This window comes from Corynebacterium drakensteinense, from assembly GCF_041224285.1.
Taxonomy (GTDB): Bacteria; Actinomycetota; Actinomycetes; order Mycobacteriales; family Mycobacteriaceae; genus Corynebacterium.
The window spans coordinates 1-19,701 of record NZ_JAXOFP010000021.1 but is presented as its reverse complement, the minus strand read 5'-3'; the positions used below and the strand labels follow the sequence as shown (position 1 = coordinate 19,701).

At 57.7% G+C, this 19,701-nt stretch carries 16 protein-coding genes; 13 read left to right on the top strand and 3 right to left on the bottom strand.

Annotated elements, in window-relative coordinates:
• Positions 1–24 precede the first annotated feature (24 nt).
• From U1140_RS10030 to pheT, 3 genes are all read left to right on the top strand, one after another.
• Positions 25–849 (top strand): TrmH family RNA methyltransferase, encoded by an 825-nt coding sequence (locus U1140_RS10030; protein WP_369847580.1) that lies wholly within the window; start codon positions 25–27, stop codon positions 847–849.
• Between the two features lie 142 nt (positions 850–991).
• Positions 992–2,050: a phenylalanine--tRNA ligase subunit alpha gene (gene pheS / locus U1140_RS10025; RefSeq protein WP_369847579.1), complete on the top strand. Its 1,059-nt coding sequence runs from the start codon at positions 992–994 to the stop codon at positions 2,048–2,050.
• Between the two features lie 29 nt (positions 2,051–2,079).
• Positions 2,080–4,584 carry a phenylalanine--tRNA ligase subunit beta gene (pheT, locus tag U1140_RS10020; protein ID WP_369847577.1) on the top strand — a complete coding sequence of 835 codons (2,505 nt, stop codon included), beginning with the start codon at positions 2,080–2,082 and terminating at the stop codon, positions 4,582–4,584.
• A gap of 366 nt (positions 4,585–4,950) precedes the next feature.
• Here pheT and U1140_RS10015 read toward each other — a convergent pair whose 3' ends face one another.
• The 3 genes from U1140_RS10015 to U1140_RS10005 all read right to left on the bottom strand — a co-directional run bounded on the left by U1140_RS10015 (position 4,951) and on the right by U1140_RS10005 (position 8,914).
• Positions 4,951–5,979 (bottom strand): ornithine cyclodeaminase, encoded by a 1,029-nt coding sequence (locus U1140_RS10015; protein WP_369847576.1) that lies wholly within the window; start codon positions 5,977–5,979, stop codon positions 4,951–4,953.
• Between the two features lie 48 nt (positions 5,980–6,027).
• A complete protein-coding gene (locus tag U1140_RS10010; protein ID WP_369847611.1) occupies positions 6,028–7,443 on the bottom strand; it encodes an amino acid permease in 1,416 nt (471 codons plus the stop codon).
• Between the two features lie 451 nt (positions 7,444–7,894).
• Complete coding sequence (locus U1140_RS10005; protein WP_369847574.1) at positions 7,895–8,914, bottom strand: formamidase; 1,020 nt, start codon at positions 8,912–8,914, stop codon at positions 7,895–7,897.
• Between the two features lie 130 nt (positions 8,915–9,044).
• Here U1140_RS10005 and argC point away from each other — a divergent pair, with 130 nt between their 5' ends.
• The 10 genes from argC to tyrS all read left to right on the top strand — a co-directional run bounded on the left by argC (position 9,045) and on the right by tyrS (position 19,388).
• Positions 9,045–10,088: an N-acetyl-gamma-glutamyl-phosphate reductase gene (gene argC, locus U1140_RS10000; protein WP_369847573.1), complete on the top strand. Its 1,044-nt coding sequence runs from the start codon at positions 9,045–9,047 to the stop codon at positions 10,086–10,088.
• A 159-nt stretch (positions 10,089–10,247) separates the two neighbouring features.
• Positions 10,248–11,492 carry a bifunctional glutamate N-acetyltransferase/amino-acid acetyltransferase ArgJ gene (gene argJ, locus U1140_RS09995; protein ID WP_369847571.1) on the top strand — a complete coding sequence of 415 codons (1,245 nt, stop codon included), beginning with the start codon at positions 10,248–10,250 and terminating at the stop codon, positions 11,490–11,492.
• 13 nt (positions 11,493–11,505) lie between these two features.
• A complete protein-coding gene (argB, locus tag U1140_RS09990; protein ID WP_369847570.1) occupies positions 11,506–12,441 on the top strand; it encodes an acetylglutamate kinase in 936 nt (311 codons plus the stop codon).
• A complete protein-coding gene (locus tag U1140_RS09985; RefSeq protein ID WP_369847569.1) occupies positions 12,438–13,613 on the top strand; it encodes an acetylornithine transaminase in 1,176 nt (391 codons plus the stop codon). Before argB ends, U1140_RS09985 begins: the two co-directional genes overlap by 4 nt.
• A 68-nt stretch (positions 13,614–13,681) precedes the next feature.
• The gene (gene argF, locus U1140_RS09980) at positions 13,682–14,677 is read left to right on the top strand and encodes an ornithine carbamoyltransferase (RefSeq protein ID WP_369847609.1); all 996 of its coding nucleotides are present in this window, start codon (positions 13,682–13,684) and stop codon (positions 14,675–14,677) included.
• The gene (locus tag U1140_RS09975) at positions 14,674–15,171 is read left to right on the top strand and encodes an arginine repressor (RefSeq protein WP_369847567.1); all 498 of its coding nucleotides are present in this window, start codon (positions 14,674–14,676) and stop codon (positions 15,169–15,171) included. Before argF ends, U1140_RS09975 begins: the two co-directional genes overlap by 4 nt.
• A gap of 90 nt (positions 15,172–15,261) precedes the next feature.
• On the top strand, positions 15,262–16,464 hold the full coding sequence (locus U1140_RS09970; RefSeq protein WP_306516550.1) for an argininosuccinate synthase: 1,203 nt from the start codon (positions 15,262–15,264) through the stop codon (positions 16,462–16,464).
• A gap of 8 nt (positions 16,465–16,472) precedes the next feature.
• Positions 16,473–17,918, top strand: a complete 1,446-nt coding sequence (gene argH, locus U1140_RS09965) for an argininosuccinate lyase (RefSeq protein ID WP_369847606.1) — start codon at positions 16,473–16,475, stop codon at positions 17,916–17,918.
• 9 nt (positions 17,919–17,927) lie between these two features.
• On the top strand, positions 17,928–18,119 hold the full coding sequence (locus U1140_RS09960; RefSeq protein WP_369847565.1) for a Trm112 family protein: 192 nt from the start codon (positions 17,928–17,930) through the stop codon (positions 18,117–18,119).
• A 3-nt stretch (positions 18,120–18,122) separates the two neighbouring features.
• Positions 18,123–19,388: a tyrosine--tRNA ligase gene (tyrS, locus tag U1140_RS09955; protein ID WP_369847564.1), complete on the top strand. Its 1,266-nt coding sequence runs from the start codon at positions 18,123–18,125 to the stop codon at positions 19,386–19,388.
• Positions 19,389–19,701 lie beyond the last annotated feature (313 nt).

Genomic DNA, 19,701 nt, shown 5'->3' with positions numbered 1-19,701 from the left:
CGCTATCCCGTAGACTAATCGACCATGACGCTAGATTTCTCTGAGCCGTTTACCGAACGTACCCCGCGCGTATCCCGCGCTGCGAAGCTCCACCGCGCCGCAGCACGGAAAAAAGAGCAGCGCTTCCTCATCGAAGGTGAAAATTCCGTCGATGCCGCGGTATCCACCGGGGCTGCCACCGATGTCTTCGTCACCGAATCGGCCGCGCAGCGCTTCGAGCACATCGTCACCACGGCTGGTTTTATGGACGTCTACATTCACCCGATCACCGACGGCGCAGCAAAATTGCTGTCCGAAACCACGACGACGCCAGGTATCTTCGCCGTGTGCTTGCCGGTGATGTTCACCGCCGGAAAGATCATCAAATCCTCACCGCGCCTGCTCACGGTGCCGGTAGAAACCTCCGAGCCCGGCAACGCCGGCACACTGATACGTGTCTCCGACGCCTTGGGCGCAGACGGGGTTGTTTTTGCCGGGAACACGGTGGACCCGCACTCCAACAAAGTCGCCCGCGCGTCGGCCGGCTCTCTGTTTCATACCCCGGTAGCCCGCGACACCGGCGTCAACGACGTGCTCGGGCAGTTGCGCGCAGCAAACTTGCAGATCCTGGCCACCGCCGCCGACGGCGAGATCAGCCTGGAAGAAGCCGAAGAATCCGGCATGCTAGAAAAACCCACCGCCTGGTTGTTGGGCAACGAGGCGCACGGGCTTGCCGACGACGTCGCCGCACGCGCAGATCACCGGATTTCTATTCCCATTCGCGGCAATGCGGAATCGCTCAACCTGGCGACGGCGGCATCGATTTGCCTCTATGAATCAGCGAAGGCACAAGCCCGCGTCGGTAAATAACCCACTGCCTGTAGAGCATGCTGAGTCCGCTAACAGTTAGCTGCTGGTCCTCGCTAAACTGGCAGGTGCCATAATGAGAATTTGCACATTAACTGGAATCAAACGATCAACCAACTAACGATCATCACGAGGTTTTGCTGACGTGTCGAATGCACCAGACAACGAAACGAATATTGACTTGAGCCAAGAAGCGTTGGCCGCCGCCGCAGATAAGGCGATTGCCGAGATCTCTGCCGCCACGACGCTCGAAGAACTCGCCGAAGCACGTCGGCAGCACCTGGGTGATGGGGCCTATATCCCACGCGCGCGCCAATCGCTGGGCACTTTGCCGAAGGACCAGCGCAAAGACGCTGGTAAGGCAGTCAACATGGCGCGTGGCAAAGTGGAAAAGACTTATGCCGGCATTCATGCGCAATTAGAAGAGCAAGAACGTCAGGCGCAGCTGGTCCGCGAAAAAGTCGACGTCACCATCCCGACGACGCGCCACCAAACCGGCGCGCTGCACCCAATTACTGCGCTTTCTGAGCGCATCTCCGATATTTTCATCGGCATGGGGTGGGAGATCGCTGACGGACCCGAGGTCGAAGCCGAATACTTCAACTTCGATGCACTGAACTTCAAACCGGACCACCCGGCACGTACGTTGCAGGACACCTTTCACGTCGGCAAGCCCGGCTCGCAGCAGGTGCTGCGCACACACACTTCACCGGTGCAGGTGCGTTCCATGCTCGAGCGCGAGGTTCCGCTGTATATCGCCTGCCCGGGCCGCGTTTTCCGTACTGATGAGCTCGATGCCACCCACACCCCGGTGTTCCACCAGATTGAGGGCTTGGCCGTCGACAAGGGCCTGAACATGGCACATTTGCGCGGCACCCTGGACCACCTGGCAAAGACTCTTTTCGGGCCAGAGACCACCACGCGCATGCGCACGAACTACTTCCCGTTCACCGAGCCTTCCGCAGAGGTCGATGTCTGGTTCCCGAACAAAAAGGGCGGCGCCGGCTGGATCGAATGGGGCGGCTGCGGCATGGTCAACCCTAACGTCTTGACCGCCGTTGGTGTAGACCCGAACGAATACACCGGCTTCGCTTTCGGCATGGGCCTCGAGCGCACCCTGCAGTTCCGCAATGGCCTGTCAGATATGCGCGATATGGTCGAAGGCGACCTTCGATTCACCCTGCCATTCGGCATTCAGGCTTAACCGACGACCCAGAATAAGGAGCTACAACAATGTTGATCACCCAGAACTGGGTTACCCGTTTGCTCAAGCAGCACAATCCGCAGTGGTCCGTCGGGCCTGCCGACTTCGACGCCGGCTATGTCCGCGTGGGTTTTGAAACCGAAGGTTACGAGCCGATTGAAGAAACCACCGGACCGCTGGTTTTCGGGTGCGTGGAAGAGATCGAAGAGCTCACCGAGTTCAAAAAGCCGATCCGCTATTGCCAGGTCAACGTCGGCAAGGCCAATGGCACCGGTGATCTGCAGGGCATCATCTGCGGTGCGCGGAATTTCGCGGAAGGCGATTTGGTGGTTATCGCGCTGCCGGGCACCGTGTTGCCCGGTGGTTTCGCGATCGGTGAACGTAAGACTTACGGCAAAATGTCCTGCGGCATGATTTGCTCGGTAGCAGAGCTGGGCCTCACCGATAAATCTGACGGCATCTTGACCCTGCCTGCCGACGCCGGCCAGCCAGGCGAGGATGCCCGCGAATACTTGGGGCTTGACGACGTCATCTTCGATGTCAACATCACCCCGGACCGTGGCTACGCGTTGTCTGCCCGCGGATTGTCCCGCGAGATCGCTTCGGCTTTTAACCTGAAATACGTTGATCCTGCGGTCGACCCTTCGGTGGCTGGCCTGAGCACTGATGGCGTGCCGAGCACAACCGGCGAAACGCTGGAACTCAACATCGCCGAAGACACCAAGACTCGCCGTTTCGGCCTGCGCAAGGTCACCGGCATCGACCCGAAGGCACAATCCCCGTGGTGGATGCAGCGCGAACTGATGCTTTCGGGCCAGCGCCCGGTCAACGTGGCCACTGACATCACCAACTACCTGATGTTGCTGTTGGGCCAGCCGATGCACGCCTTTGATGCTGGCAAAATCCAGGGCGGGCTGAACGTTCGCTGCGCCGAAGAAGGCGAAAAATTCGAAACGTTGGATCACGTGCAGCGCAAGCTGAACGCTGAAGACGTCGTGATCTGCGACGATAGCGGAATCCAGTCGCTGGCCGGCGTGATGGGTGGTACGACCTCGGAAATCGGTGATGAGACCACGGACGTGTTCTTCGAAGCCGCAAACTGGGATCCGATCACCGTGGCGCGTACCTCGCGGCGCCACAAGCTGTCCTCGGAGGCATCGCGCCGTTTCGAACGCGGCGTGGACCCGGCACTCGTCGAGGTGAGCCTGGATATCGCTTGTGCGTTGCTCGCAGAGATCGCCGACGGCACCATCGAGGCGACCCGCACGCTGCAGGGTGAGCTGCCAGTCATGCCAGAGATCTCCATGCCGGTGGGCTTCCCATCGCAGATCGCCGGTGTTGATTACCCAGAGCAGGCCGTTGTCGATCGCTTGGAAGAAATTGGGGCAGACGTCGTCAACAATGGCGAGCAGCTTAGCGTTACACCTCCGACCTGGCGCTCCGACCTCGGTGTTCCCGTCGACCTGGTAGAAGAAGTTTTGCGCCTCGAAGGCCTGGAAGACATTCCGACCATTCTGCCGACCCCATCGGCTGGTCGCGGCCTGAGCCCGGCACAAAAGCGACGCCGCGCAGTAGGCCATGCGCTGGCATATTCCGGTTACGCCGAGATCTTGCCAACACCATTCATCGCCAACGACACCTTCGATGCGTGGGGGCTCGACGCCGATGATCCACGACGTAACACCGTCGCCGTGCAAAACCCGCTGGAATCCGATCACGCGGTGCTGGGCACGACCCTGTTGCCGTCGATGCTCGATGCGGTGCGTCGTAACGTCGCCCGCGGCCGCGACTCGGTGGGCTTGTTCGGTGTGCAGCAGGTGAGCTTTGCGGTCGCTGATCACACGCCGATGCCGTCGGTTGCTTCACGTCCGGACGATGCCACGGTTGCTTCCGTGGTTGATAGCCTGCCGCGCCAGCCGTTGCACGTTGCTACCGTAGGTTCGGGTGAACAAGAATTCGCCGGACCGTGGGGTGGTGGACGCGACTACACCTACGCTGATGCAATTGAATCTGCGCGCATCGTCGCGCGTGCTGCTGGGGTAGAGCTCGAGATTGCGAACGCCGAGTATCTCCCGTGGCACCCAGGCCGTTGTGCGCAGCTGAGCGTGGCGGGCACTGTCGTGGGGCATGCTGGCGAACTGCATCCGCAAGTTCTGGAGAACCTGGGATTGCCTGCCCGTACCTGCGCGATGGAGTTGGATCTTTCCGCTCTGCCGTTGCAGGAGAACTTCCCTGCGCCGCGTTTGTCTGCGTTCCCTGCATTGCACCAAGACTTGGCGTTGGTTGTTGACGACGAGATACCTGCCGAAACGGTGCGACGCGTCGTGGAATCCGCAGCCGGTGAGTTGGTGGAATCCGTCGAGCTTTTCGACGTCTTCCGTGGTGAGCAACTTGGCGAAGGCAAGAAATCACTGGCGTTCAATCTGATTTTTCGTGCCGCTGACCGCACGTTGACCGATGAAGAAGTCAATGAGTATCGCGTGCAGGCTGCGGAGAAAGCACGCGTGGAGCTGGGTGCGCAGATGCGCGCCTAAGCCGGTTTCGCCGCTCTGGCGGGTTGTGGCCCAGTTTGGTTCGCTGCCCGTCGAGCTTCCGTGAGCAACGGCGGGGTGTGGCCCAGTTTGGTTCGCTGCCCGTCGAGCTCGTAAGCCCTGGCGGGGCTGCTTGCACTCGCCAGGCTCGTTGAGCATAAAAAATGCGCCCTACCGTGCGGTAGGGCGCTCTTTTACAAATAGTGGTCGAAAACTGCCTACTTTTAAGCCACTATTTGTAAATCTGGCCACGATTTCTGCATTCGTGCCCGGTTTTGGCCCGGTTTTGTCCTACGGTCGAGCCCGCAGCCCGAACCCCAAGGCCTGCCGTCGAACCCCAAGGGGGGCTCCGGGCCAACCGGTGAAAGCTTAAACCAGCGACGGAACCTCGGCGACCAGCGAGAAGAGATCCTTCGGATCATCTGGGTTGGCGATCAGGTCGATATCAGCCTCAAGTTCCGAACCGGCGACATCATCGCGTAGGTAACGCAGGGCAGAGAAGTCGTTGATCGCGAAACCGACGGAGTCGAACAACGTGATCTCGTCGTCAGAAGAACGACCCTTTTCTTTACCAGTGATGACCTTCCAGAACTCGACCACTTCGTAGTCATCTGGTTTCTGCTGGATCTCGCCTTCGATGCGGGTCTGCTCCGGCAGCTCCACGAAAACGGTGGACATATCCAAGATGTCTTCGACCAACTCAGTCTTGCCCGGGCAGTCGCCGCCCACAGCGTTGATGTGAACGCCAGGTTTGACGTGCTGGGTGCCCAGAATCTGGTTCTGCGCCTTATCCGCGGTGCAGGTGGTGATGATGTCTGCGCCCTCGACTGCCTCGTCGGTGCTGGAACAAACAGTGATGTTGAAGCCCAGTGGCTCCAGGTTGCGACGAACCTTCTCCAGAGCGTCCGGGTCGACGTCGTAAATGCGGATGTTTTCGATGCCCAAAACGCCGCGGAATCCCAGTGCCTGGAACTCTGCCTGTGAGCCGGCGCCGATCATGGCCATGGTCTGGGAATCTGGACGTGCGAGCTTCTTCGCCACCATGCAGGAAGTCGCTGCGGTACGCAGGGCGGTCAGCAGCGTCATTTCCGTCAAGAAGGTTGGGTAGCCGTTGTCTACGTCGGCAAGCATGCCGTATGCGGTGACGGTCTGGAAACCACGCGCTGGGTTCGAAGGGTGACCGTTGACATACTTAAAGGAATATTCTTCACCGTTCGAGGTCGGCATCAACTCGATGACACCGAACGGGGTGTGGCTGGCGACGCGTGGAATGAGGTCGAAGCGTTCCCACTCGGAGTAGTCCTTTTCCAAGTAGCTGACCATTCCGGTGATGATCTTTTCGACGCCTTCACGCTGGATCCAGCGTGCCATGTTGTCGACATCTACAAATTTGACCATAGGTTGGTGGTCTCCTTTCGTTTTGTATTTTTGATTCGGAGAAGCTATTTATTCGCCAGAATCCTGGCTCGTGCTTCCCTGATTGTACTCTTTCTGGCGAGCTTGGCGAGCTTCGAGCTGAGCCATGACCTGTGGTTTACATGCTTTCCAGCCGATCCAGAACATAGGGATGAGCAGTAACGATGCCGCCAAGGTGTAGGTGCCGACCGGCCAGTCGAACGCCATGAGGACAATCACAACACCGATGAAGATCACAACTGCGATATCGCCCCACGAGTTGAAAGGGCTTGCATAGCTGGAGCGTTGGTATTCACCGGTCTTGGACAGTTTGACGAATTTCCAGTGCGCAAGGCTGATCGCTGCCCAGCTGGCCATGGTGCCCAAAGCTGCCAGGTTCAGCACAATCTCAAAGGCCATTTCTGGGACCACGAAGTTCAGGAAGACACCTGCGAAAGCGATCGCGCCTGCCAGCAAAATACCGCCGTAGGGAACGCCGTCCTTGGACAATGCTTTACCGAATTTCGGACCCGAACCAGAAATAGACATGTTGTACATCACGCGGCCGGTGGAGTACAGGCCAGCGTTCAGCGACGACAGCGCAGCGGTGATCAAGACCAGCTGGAAGATTGGAGCGGCGACGCCGATGCCGAAGGAATCGAAGAAAGTGACGAACGGCGAAACACCAGCAATGTATTCGGTATGCGGCAATACCAGAGTCAGCAGCATGACCGAGCCGAAGTAGAAGAAGATGATGCGGAACAGAACCGCATTGACTGCCTTCGGGATGATCTTTTCGACGTTCTTGGTCTCACCGGAGGTCGTGCCGACGAGCTCAATACCGGCGTAGGCGAAAACAACACCCTGGATGACGACGATCGCTGGAAGCAGGCCGTTTGGCAGCCAGCCGCCGCCTTCACTGATGAGCTGGAAGCCGGTGTCGTAGCCCTGTGGGTGTCCGGTGAGGACAACCCAGATGCCAAGCACCATGAAGACCAGCAGGCCGACGATTTTGATCAGGGAGAACCAGTATTCCAATTCACCGAAGATCTTCACCGAGAGCATGTTGAAGCCCAAAATGAACACCACCACGCCCAGAGCCAATAGCCATTGCGGAATGCTGTCCAGGACCGATGTGTAGCGGTCGAACCAGAGGATATACAAGGCCACCGCTGTGGAGTCGGCGACGATAGTCATCGCCCAGTTTCCCCAGTACAGCCAACCGGTAACGAATGCAGCTTTTTCGCCGTAGAACTCGCGGGCATAGGATACGAAAGATCCTGACGACGGACGGTAGACGATGAGCTCGCCGAGCCCGCGCAGGATGATGTATCCGAAGAAACCACAGATGAGGTAGAGGACAGCCAGAAATGGTCCGGCCTGTTCCAGGCGGCCACCGGTACCCAACAGCAATCCGGTACCGATTGCGGAACCAATCGCGATCATTTGCAGTTGGCGTTGTCCCATTCCCTTGGACAGACCTTGGTCTTCGTCAAGGTAGGATTCACGCCTTCCGTCTACTTTGGGCCCCATAGCGCCACCGTGTGGCTTCGGGGTTTGTTCTGACATGTGACTTTCTCGCCTTCTAGTTGCTTGCTTGTAATGGCAGCCGCAGCGTCGTGTTAGGCAACCACTACGAATGAAAAGTGTGACACGGGCGACGCCCAAGTGTTATTAGCGTAATAGAGCTTCGTCACTAAAAACAAGTGACTTGTTGAACATTTTGTATATTTCCTGAAATTGATAGCTGAATTCATTGCACACCGATGAGGTCGGATGGCGACGGTAAGGAATACAAGGTCACGGGAATCGGTTGCAGGTGCTGACACAAAAACCGGCTACCGCAATTCGAGCTGAGAATTTGCGATAGCCGGTGATGTCCGGTTTGTGAACCGTGTCGGTTTAAGAAAACCCGCGATTATTTCTTGTACTCGTCCGGCAGTGGGCCGAGCTGTGGGCCGTCCGGATAGTACTTCCAGCCGTCTTTGATGCGGACGTCGTCGGCCCACGGCAGCTTGTATTGCCCTTTGGCGAGGTCGTCGATCCAGGTCAGGTAGTTTTCGGTTGCGCCACCTGGGACTGCGACATAGCCGCGGTTTCCGAGGTTGAAGATGTTGTTTTCCAGACCCCAGTTGATGCGTGCCTTGTCGGCAAGTTCCGGGAAGATCTCGGCGGTGACGATCTCGTCAGGGTTGCGGTGACCTTCGGCGATGAGGTTGCCGTCGTAGTTGCACACGTTGCCTTCACCGAAGTAATAGAAGACGTTGTCATATCCCGCGAGGTTGACCGATGCGGTGAACATGAGGTTCTGGAACGCGTTGGTCTTGTTCGTCATGATCCACTGGTCTTGCACCTGGGTGCTGTAACCGGAGATACGGATGTAGACGTTTGCTCCCTTGTAAGCGGCTTCGCGCGCCAGCTCCGGGAACATGCCATCGTGGCAAATGTTGACGGCCAGCTTGGAGCCTTTCGGGCCCTCGCACACCGGCATGCCCAGATCGCCCGGGGACCACGGCTCGATGGGAGTCCAAGGCTGCAGCTTTCGGTAGTGCAAAGCCAGCTCACCTTTGTTGTCGATGATGATCGCCGTGTTGAATGGCGGTTTACCTTCCTCGTGGTGCGGCTCCATGATGGAGAACACGCCCCAGACGTCGTTGTCTTTGCAGGCTTGGCGGAACTTATCGACCTCTGGTGAATCGATCGCGATCAGAAACTCATCGTAGGACCAGATCGCAGTATTGAGGCCGGAGGTGGAGTACTCCGGGAAAACGATGAGGTCGAGGTCCGGGTACCCGGCCTTGGTGGAGGCAACTCGGCGGCAGATTTCGTCGACGTTTTTCTGCACGTCTTCCGGCCCCTCGATGATGGGAACACGGTATTGGATAAGCGCCATCAACAATCCGTCGGGTGAAGCTGAAATTGAACCAGTGCTGGACATGGTCACTCCTTAAAGTGCGGTAGATTACTTTGTGATGCACACCCTACGCTTAAAGACGTCGAAAAGAAGCATTTATAATCATTAATGAATAATTTGCATATTAGTGCATAAAATATGCTAGCTTTGCGGTATGACGATTTCCGTTGCAGTCGCAGGAGCCACCGGTTATGCAGGAGGCGAAATTCTTCGACTCTTGCTCAACCACCCGCAGTATCACAGCGGCGAGCTGCGCATCGGCGCCCTGACTGGTCATTCGCAAGCAGGTAAGCCGGTTGCTAGCCAGATGCCGCACCTCCCGCAGCTGCATGATCGCATGATTGATGATACGTCCGTGGATGTTCTTGCTGGTCATGACGTAGTTTTTCTCGGCTTGCCCCACGGGTATTCCGCAGAATTAGCGCAACAGCTGCCAGAAGAAACCATCATCATCGATTGTGCAGCAGATTTCCGTCTGCGTGACAGTGCCGATTGGCAGGCCTATTACGGCGGTGAGCACGCAGGTGCCTGGCCGTATGGCATTCCGGAAATGCCAGGATACCGGGAAGAGATTGCATCATCGCGCAAAGTTGCTGTGCCCGGCTGCTTTCCCACAGGCATGACACTCGCTCTGTTACCAGCAGTGGCAGCAGGCATTATTGAGCCGGCGATCAACATCGTCTCCATCACCGGTACTTCTGGGGCAGGCAAAAAAGCCGCCGTCCCACTGCTAGGCGCAGAAACCACCGGAAACCTGCGTGCCTACAACACCTCGGGAAAACACCGTCACAACCCAGAAGTCGTACAAAACCTCCGCGAGGTTGCCGAGCAGGACTACCGCATTAGTTTCACCCCGGTGCTCGCCCCGACCACGCGAGGGATCTTGACGACGGCCACTGCCCAGCTCGCGAAGCCAGTCAGCCAAGAATCGGTTTCTGAAATCTTTAGTGATTTTTACCGCGACGAGCCGTTCGTGCAGGTATTGCCTGCCGGGCAACAACCGGAGACTCAGCACGTGATCGGTGCGAACCTCTGCCAAATTCAGGCTGAGATTAATGAGGCAACCGGCACGTTGTTGATCACCGCGGTGCTGGATAACTTGACGAAAGGCACCGGCGGGGCCGCAGTGCAATGCATGAACCTGATGCTGGGCTTCGACGAAACTGCGGGACTGAACCACCCCGGGCTAGCACCGTAAACGGCGAGTTTTTACCACGAACAGTGCGACATCGCGGAGGAAGTCGTCGTCAAGAAAGTTTATGGCGATGAGCAGACGAGCAGACGAGCAGGAAACACCGAAAAAGACTGGCCCGCGACAAGAATTAGCTGCCGACGAGAATGAGACGAGGAAATTAAGATGACACAGCCTGGCCCCGCAGCGGACAACACTGCTGCACAGAAATCAAGCGCACAACCGCACGCAGAGCCTGTGCACTCTGCACGGGGAGTCACCATTCCACGTGGGTTCCGCGCAGCGAGCGTGAAAGCGGGCATTAAGGTCTCAGGTAATACTGACCTCGCCCTGGTGGTCAACGATGGGCCAGAATATTCAGCGGCTGGAGTATTTACCCGCAACCGCGTGGTCGCAGCACCCGTCACGGTGTCACGCACAGTGCTTGCCGACGGCAGCTTGCGGGCAGTGTTATACAACGCGGGAAATGCCAACGCGTGCAACGGTGCTCTGGGTATGCGGGATGCTCAGCAAATGCAGACTGAACTCGCAAAACTCACCGGGCTTGCCACCGACGATATCGCGGTGTGTTCCACTGGATTGATCGGCGAGCCCATGCCGATGGACAACGTGGTCGCAGGCATACAGAAACTTCCTGCTGCATTGGGTGCAAGCCCCGACCACGGCGAAGGTGCCGCTCGAGCGATCATGACCACCGATACCACGGTCAAGCAGACTCTGGTAGAAGGCGATGGCTGGTGCCTTGGCGGAATGGGCAAAGGCGTTGGCATGATGGCGCCATCACTGGCGACCATGCTGGGGTGCTTGACTACGGACCTGTCCGCCACCCCAGAGCAGCTGGAAATTGCCCTTCGTGCGGCATCAGCAGTAACCTTCAACACCCTGGATGTGGATGGGTCGACGTCGACGAACGACACCGTGCTCATCATGGCTAACGGTGCCTCCGGGCAGACGGTAACCCAAGAAGCGCTCAACGACGCGGTGCTCGCTGCCTGCGCGGATCTCGCAGATCAGCTGCAAGCCGACGCCGAGGGTGTGACCAAGCGCGTGAAAGTGATCGTCGAAGGAACCACCAACGACGAACACGCCTTGAATGCCGCGCGCACTTTGGGGCGCGACAACTTGTTCAAGTGCGCGATGTTCGGCTCTGACCCGAACTGGGGACGAGTTTTAGCCGCTGTGGGTATGGCCGATGCCGATATGGACCCAGACAATATCAGCGTGTACTTCAATGACCACGCTGTCTGCAAAGCGACCACAGGCACGCCGGCGGCGCGGGAGGTGGATCTTTCCGGGCCGGATATCGAAGTCCGGGTCGACCTGGGAATCGGTGGGCCGGGCAGTGCATTCGTGCGCACCACGGATCTGTCCCACGATTACGTCGAAATCAATTCTGCTTATAGCTCATAAGGAGCAGCGTGCAATGTTAGATCGACTCAATAACCACGACCGCGCGGCGGTGCTCTCGGAAGCCTTGCCGTGGCTGCAGCACCTGCGCGGCAAAATCGTCGTCGTCAAGTATGGCGGTAATGCCATGGTCGACGACGAGCTGAAAGCAGCATTCGCGAAAGACATGGTGCTGCTGCGTACGATTGGCGCGCGCCCGGTCGTCGTGCACGGCGGAGGCCCACAAATTACGCAGATGCTGGAACGCTTGGGTCTCGAAGGCGAGTTCAAAGGCGGCTTTCGTGTGACCACACCCGAGGTCATGGACATCGTGCGCATGGTTTTGTTTGGGCAAGTTGGCCGCGACCTGGTGGGATTAATCAACTCGCACGGCCCGTACGCGGTGGGAACTTCTGGTGAAGATGCCGGATTGTTCACCGCGGAAAAGCGTTACGTGGAAATCGATGGTGATCAGGTAGACATCGGTAACGTCGGCGATATCGTCAGCGTCAACCCAGAAGCCTTGATGGATATTATCGACGCCGGCAGAATCCCGGTGGTTTCGACGATTGCTCCGGACAACAACGGTGAGGTTTATAACATTAACGCTGATATCGCGGCCGGTGCGCTGGCCTCGTCCATCGGCGCGGAGCGTTTATTGGTGCTCACTAACGTCGAAGGTCTGTATAAGGACTGGCCAGATCGTGATTCCCTGGTTTCTACGATTGAAGTTGATGAGCTGGCTCCGCTTTTGCCGGATTTGGATAGCGGCATGATTCCAAAGATGGAAGCGTGCTTGAATGCCGTGCGTGGTGGCGTTAATGCAGCCCACGTTATTGACGGCAGGGTAGCGCATGCGGTCGTTCTCGAGCTGTTGACAGAAGGCGGAATCGGCACCATGGTGCTGCCGAATGATCACCGCAGTGCTGATTACCCAGGTGGCACGGTATTGCGAAAGGATGACCACTCATGACCGAACACGCACACAGCGATTGGGCAAGCGCTTTGATGAATAATTACGGCACCCCGGCTATCAGTCTGTCTGGCGGCAAGGGCATGTATCTCACCGATACCGAGGGCAAGCGATACTTGGATATGCTCGCCGGTATCGCCGTCAACGTGCTCGGCCAAGCGCACCCGGCGATCGTGGAAGCTGTCAGCACACAGATTGCGACGTTGGGGCACACCTCGAATATCGTTGCCACCCCGCACGCGGTGGAGGTGGCAACGATGCTCAAGAAGCGCTTCGCGGACGGCGCCGACGAAAGCACTCGCGTGTTCTTCTGCAATTCTGGTGCCGAGGCGAATGAGGCGGCGTTCAAAATCGCACGGCTTACCGGCCGCGGCAAAGTTCTTGCGGCAGAAGCTGGTTTCCACGGCCGCACGATGGGCGCATTGGCGTTGACTGGGCAGCCGGATAAGCGTGCCCCGTTTGAGCCATTGCCCGGTGGTGTCGAATTCTATCCCTATGGCGATGCCGCGAAGTTGCGCGAGCTCGTGGAGAAAAATCCGGATGATATCGCTGCAATTTTCGCGGAACCGATCCAGGGCGAAACTGGGGTTATCCCAGCACCTGCAGGATTTTTAGCCACGGTTCGTGAGCTTTGCGACGAATACGGCATCCTTATGGTCGCCGACGAAGTCCAAACGGGTGTCGGGCGAACCGGAAAATTCTTCGCCCATGAACATGCCGGTGTAACCCCAGACGTCGTCACGATGGCCAAGGGGCTCGGTGGCGGTTTGCCGCTGGGTGCGGTGCTTGCTCGTGGAAAAGCTGCACAGTATTTCCAGCCCGGGCAACACGGAACGACGTTCGGCGGGAATCCGGTTGTGCTTGCGGCCGCCCGCACGGTGCTGAACACCGTTGATGAGAAATTCTTGGAACATGTCGTCGACACCGGTGGGTATCTACGACGCAGCCTGGAAGCTCTCGATGGCGTGAAAGAGGTTCGTGGTGCCGGTCTGATGCTCGGAGTCGTTTTAGAAAACGCGAACGCCAAAGACGTGGTGAGCCGTGGTTTAGAGCATGGGCTGATTGTGAATGCCCCATCAGACAGAGTTGTTCGCTTGACACCGCCGTTGATCATTGAGCGCGATCATGTCGATGAATGCGTTGGGATTATGCGCAGATTACTCGCCGGCTAGCTTAGCCTCCCCACCGCGTAAGAAAACCATACGCAAGAAAACTCTGAGCAAGATAACTCAACGCAAGGATAAACATGACACACTTACGACACTTTCTGGCCGACGATTCCATCACGCCGGCCGAGCAAGCAGAGATTCTGCACCTTGCTGCGCAACTCAAGCAAGATCCGTTGAGCCATCGCCCCTTGTCCGGTGGGCGCAGCGTGGCAGTCGTGTTCGATAAGACCTCCACGCGTACCCGTTTTTCTTTCGACGCGGGCATCGCGCAATTGGGTGGCAGTGCCATCGTTACGGAGGCGGGTGCGTCCCAGATGGGCAAGGGCGAATCCGTTGCTGATACCGCCAAAGTGCTTTCCCGCTACGTCGAAGCCATTGCTTGGCGTACTTACGAACAAGCCGGGCTCGAAGACATGGCGGCACATGCCAGTGTTCCAGTGATCAACGCCTTATCTGATGATTTTCATCCGTGCCAGATCTTGGCGGACCTGCAAACCATGATCGAATCGTTGTGTCCAGACCAAGGCGTGTCAGGATTAGCCGGCAAGAAAGTCGCCTACCTGGGAGACGGTAACCAGAATATGGCGAATTCTTACATGCTGGGCTTGGCGATGGCTGGCATGGATGTGTGGATCATCGCGCCGGAGGATTTCCAACCGCAGGCTGAGTTCGTCGAGCGGGCGCGTCGACAAGCACAAAACACCGGCGGCAGCGTCACCGTGAGTGCGGATCCCGCCGATGTGTCCGGTGCTGAAGTCGTGATCACCGATACCTGGGTGTCGATGGGACAAGAAGACGACGGCAAAGACCGCACGACGCCATTCGTGCCTTACCGGGTCACCCAGGAGATCATGGATCAAGCCGCTGATGGGGCGATCTTCTTGCACTGTTTGCCGGCCTATCGCGGCAACGAAGTCACCGGAGAAGTCATCGACGGCCCGGCTTCCCGCGTATTCGATGAAGCCGAAAACCGTCTGCATGTGCAAAAAGCCGTGTTAGTGTGGCTGCTCGGCATTGCGGCAAGCCAAGAGCCGGGCCAACCGGCAACGAATGCGAGGATGCGATGAAAAATACCTACTCGCGCACCGGACGCCAGGGGAGGATCGTCGAGCTGCTCGAGCAGACGCGGATCTACTCGCAAGCGCAGCTGTCGAAATTGTTGCTGGCTGAGGGGTTCGAGACCACCCAGGCGACGTTATCTCGCGACCTCGATGAGCTGGGCGCACGCAAAGTTAAACCTTCCGATGGCCGCAGTTTTTATGCGGTCGGAGATAGCGAGTCCTTGGCCGAACAAACGATCAGCGGGCCGCGGGACAAACTGCGCAAGATGTTGGCTGACCTCGTGGTTTCATCCGATCATTCGGCGAATACGGCGGTGCTGCGCACCCCACCTGGTGCCGCGCAGTATCTCGCGAGTTTCATCGATCGCGTCGGCATCAGCGATATCGCCGGAACGATTGCCGGTGATGACACCGTCTTCGTTTTGGCCCGTGATCCCTTGACTGGCCGCGAACTGATTGAATCGCTGTCGATTGGCGCGACCCGGCTTGGCCCCGATTAAGCCGCGATAAAGCACAGAACCTAAAATCAACAATGGCCGACGCCGCCCGAACGGTGGCACATGGCCGAGAACAACAGTAAAGGAAATTTCATGAAAAACCGCATTGTACTTGCCTATTCCGGAGGACTAGATACCTCGGTCGCGATCCCATACCTGGCGCGCCAGACCGAAGGTGAAGTCGTCGCCGTGGCCTTGGACCTGGGCCAGGGTGGCGAGGACATGGAATCGGTACGTCAGCGTGCCCTGGACTGTGGTGCCGTGGAATCCATCGTCGTCGATGCTCGCGATGAATTCGCAGAAGAATACTGCTTGCCGACGGTCCAAGCCAACGGTATGTACATGAAGCAGTACCCGCTGGTGTCTGCGATTTCTCGTCCGTTGATCGTGAAGCACCTGGTGGAAGCCGCACAGGAACATGGTGGTACGCACGTCTCCCACGGTTGTACCGGTAAGGGTAACGACCAGGTTCGTTTCGAGGTTTCCTTCCGTGCGCTGGATCCGACCCTCGATATCATCGCGCCGGCCCGTGACTACGCCTGGACCCGCGACAAAGCCATCGAATTCGCCAACGAGATTGACTTGCCGATCGAGCAGTCCGAAAAGTCGCCGTTCTCGATTGACCAGAACGTGTGGGGCCGCGCGGTAGAAACTGGTTTCCTGGAAGATCTGTGGAACCCACCAACAAAGGATCTCTACGCCTACACCGAAGACCCAGCCATGGGCAACGCCCCGGATGAGGTCATCATTTCCTTCGAAGCTGGCCGTCCGGTTGCTGTCGACGGCAAGAAGTTGTCGCCGCTGCAGATCATCGAAGAGCTGAACCGTCGTGCTGGAGCGCAAGGCGTTGGCCGTTTGGACATGGTCGAGGACCGTTTGGTTGGCATCAAATCGCGCGAGGTCTACGAAGCACCTGGCGCAATGGTGTTGATCAAGGCGCACGAGGCCATCGAAGATGTCTGCCTGGAGCGCGAGGTCGCTCGCTACAAGCGCGGCGTCGATGCTCGTTGGTCCGAAGAGGTTTATGACGGCTTGTGGTTCAGCCCATTGAAGAAGTCGCTGGATGCGTTCATCCAGTCGACGCAGGAGCACGTCACCGGCGATATCCGTCTGGTGCTGCACGCCGGAAACATCATCGTCAACGGTCGTCGTTCGAACCAGTCGCTGTATGACTTCAACCTGGCAACCTACGACACTGGCGATACCTTCGACCAGACCGCGGCTAAGGGATTCGTGCAGCTGCACGGCCTGTCCACCCAGATCTCCAACAAACGTGATCGCGAGGCAAACAACTAATGTCTGGAATCCAGGCGCATTCCACGAACGAGGGTGCACTGTGGGGAGGCCGTTTTTCCGGCGGCCCTTCCGATGCCATGGCTGCACTTTCTGTGTCCACGCATTTCGACTGGGTGCTAGCACCATACGACGTGTTGGCATCGAAGGCTCACGCGCGGGTACTTCACAAGGCGGATTTGCTCTCGTCGGCAGACCTGGAAAAGATGCTGGCTGGGCTGGACCAGTTGGGCCGCGACGTGGAATCAGGCGAGTTCACCCCCGACCCGACCGACGAGGACGTCCATGGTGCGATGGAACGTGGTCTGATTGATCGCGTCGGCAAGGAGCTTGGTGGCCGCTTGCGGGCAGGACGTTCGCGCAATGACCAGGTCGCAACCCTGTTTCGCATGTGGGTACGCGATGCGGTGCGTGATGTAGCGCTGCAACTCGTAGACCTCATCGACGCACTCGCTGCGCAAGCCAAAGCGCACCCGCGTGTGATTATGCCGGGCAAGACGCACTTCCAAGCTGCTCAGCCAATCTTGCTGGCACATGGCTTGCTTGCCCACGCACAACCTTTGTTGCGCGATATTGATCGCCTGCGTGACCTAGATAAGCGCCTGGCAGTCTCGCCTTATGGCTCGGGTGCCTTGGCGGGATCGTCGTTGCAGTTGGACCCAGAAGCGATTGCCGAAGAGCTTGGGTTCGATTCTTCTGCGGAAAACTCCTTGGACGGTACGTCTTCTCGTGACTTTGCCACCGAGACTGCGTTTGTTTTGGCCCAGATTTCGGTGGATATCTCGCGGCTCTCGGAAGAAATCATCGCGTGGTCCACACCCGAATTTGGCTACGTCACGCTGAGCGACGAGTGGTCCACCGGGTCGTCGATCATGCCGCAGAAGAAAAACCCAGATATTCCGGAATTGCAGCGCGGAAAGACTGGTCGATTGATCGGTAATCTCACTGGCTTGCTTGCAACCTGCAAGGCACTGCCGCTGGCATACAACCGCGACTTACAGGAAGACAAAGAACCGCTTGTCGATGGTTTTGCGCAACTGAATTTGGTGCTGCCGGCGATGACTGGTTTGGTATCTACGCTGGTTTTCCACGAAGACCGCATGCGTGAGCTCGCTCCCCGCGGGTTTACTCTGGCGACTGACCTCGCAGAATGGATGGTGCGCCAAGGCGTACCGTTCCGTGAGGCTCATGAGGCATCGGGGTCGTGCGTGCGCTTGGCGGAAGAGGCTGGTGTTGATCTCGTAGATCTGAGTGATGAGCAGCTGGCAAGCGTCGACAAGCGTTTAACCCCTGAGGTACGCGATGTGTTGACCATTGATGGGGCAGTCGCGTCGCGTTCTACCCGCGGCGGAACGGCGGGCGCGCGCGTTGATGAACAGCGCGACACCGTCGAAAAGGCAGCAGCCGACGCGCGTGAGTGGGCCTCGATCACCGTTGCTGATAAAGCGAAGCGATAAACTGACCGCATGAGTCTCGATCCCCGGTTATTGGAAATTCTGGCCTGCCCGCAAGACAAAGGCCCACTCGTCTATCACGAAAAAGACGAGGTGCTGGTCAATGAGCGCAAAAGCATCGCGTATCGCATTGACAAAGATGTACCCGTTTTGTTGGCTGATGAAGCGATCGACTGGCCAGAAAAATCCCAAGGAGAGAACTAAGCAATGAACAATATCGTCGATGAGCTGCAATGGCGTGGACTCATTAACCAGTCCACTGATCTAGACGAACTTCGTGCCGCGACCGAAGAACCGATCGCGCTGTATTGCGGTTTCGATCCCACCGGGGATTCGCTGCATGCTGGCCACTTGGTGCCAATGATCATGCTGCGTCGTTTCCAGGAAGCTGGGCATCGCCCGTTTGCGCTTGCCGGTGGGGCTACCGGTTTCATCGGTGACCCGCGCGATGTTGGCGAGCGCAGCATGTTGAGCCAGGAAGAGCTTGACACCAACGTCGCAGCGATTAAGAAGCAATTACGCCAATTCGTTGACTTTGAGGGCGAAAACGCAGCAACCCTGGTGAACAACGCGGACTGGACGATGGGTATGTCCGTCGTGCAGTTTTTGCGTGAAGTAGGGAAAAATTTCTCGCTGAACACGATGCTGGACCGGGATACGGTGAAGCGACGCCTAGAAGGCGACGGTATTTCCTACACCGAGTTTTCTTATATGTTGTTGCAGGCCAACGACTACGTGCACTTGAACCGTGAATACGGCGTCAGCTTGCAAATCGGCGGCTCCGACCAGTGGGGGAATATCGTTTCCGGGGTTGATCTCAACCGGCGAGTATCCGGAGCGAAGACCCACGCGTTGACGGTTCCGTTGGTCACCGATGCCAACGGCAAGAAATTCGGCAAATCGACCGGCGGCGGCAAGTTGTGGTTGGACCCAGAAAAGACCAGCCCATACGCGTGGTATCAGTATTTCGTGAACTCCGGTGATGCCGACGTCGTGCGATACCTGAAGATGTTTACGTTCTTGGGCCAGGATGAAATCGCTGAGTACGAGCGTGCAGTGGCAGAAGAACCACATAAACGTGCCGCACAGCGACGTTTGGCAGAAGAGATGACCGATCTCGTTCATGGAGTTGCTGCCCGTGAGGCAGTGCAGCTGGCATCACAGGCGTTGTTTGGGCGGGCCGAATTGGCCGACCTGGATGAGCAAACCCTGCGAGGTGCACTACAGGAAACCACTGTTGCTGAGTTGGGCGACGATGATCCACGAACGATCGTTGATCTGCTCGTGGCTTCCGGCTTGGTTGATTCCAAGGGTGCTGCCCGTCGGACAATCAAAGAGGGCGGTGCCTACGTGAACAACCAGCGCATTGAATCCGCCGAATGGGAGCCTTCGGCGGAGGATTTGCTTCACGGTAGTTGGCTGGTGCTGCGCCGAGGCAAGAAAAACTTCGCCGGCGCGAAGCTCGCGCTGTAAGCGCGATATAGCCGCGACATAAGCTCGATAAAAGACCGCCATTTATGCCCTTTAAGCAGGCGATTTGTGAAGATTCTATAACGTGTGTAGATTAATCCAAGTCGCCGCGAGGGGCTGACAGAGAAAATAACTTCACATGATCACCGTTTTGGTGGGAAGCTTGTGCTTCTTTTCTGAATCGGTTGAGTGTGTTTGTGTTTTTTGTGTTGGTTTGTGGGTGGGGCGTTTTAAGTTCATTCGCCTGGTCGTTGTGCTGGGGGGGGGGGGGGGGGGGGGGGGGGGGGGGGGGGGGGGGGGGGGGGGGGGGGGGGGG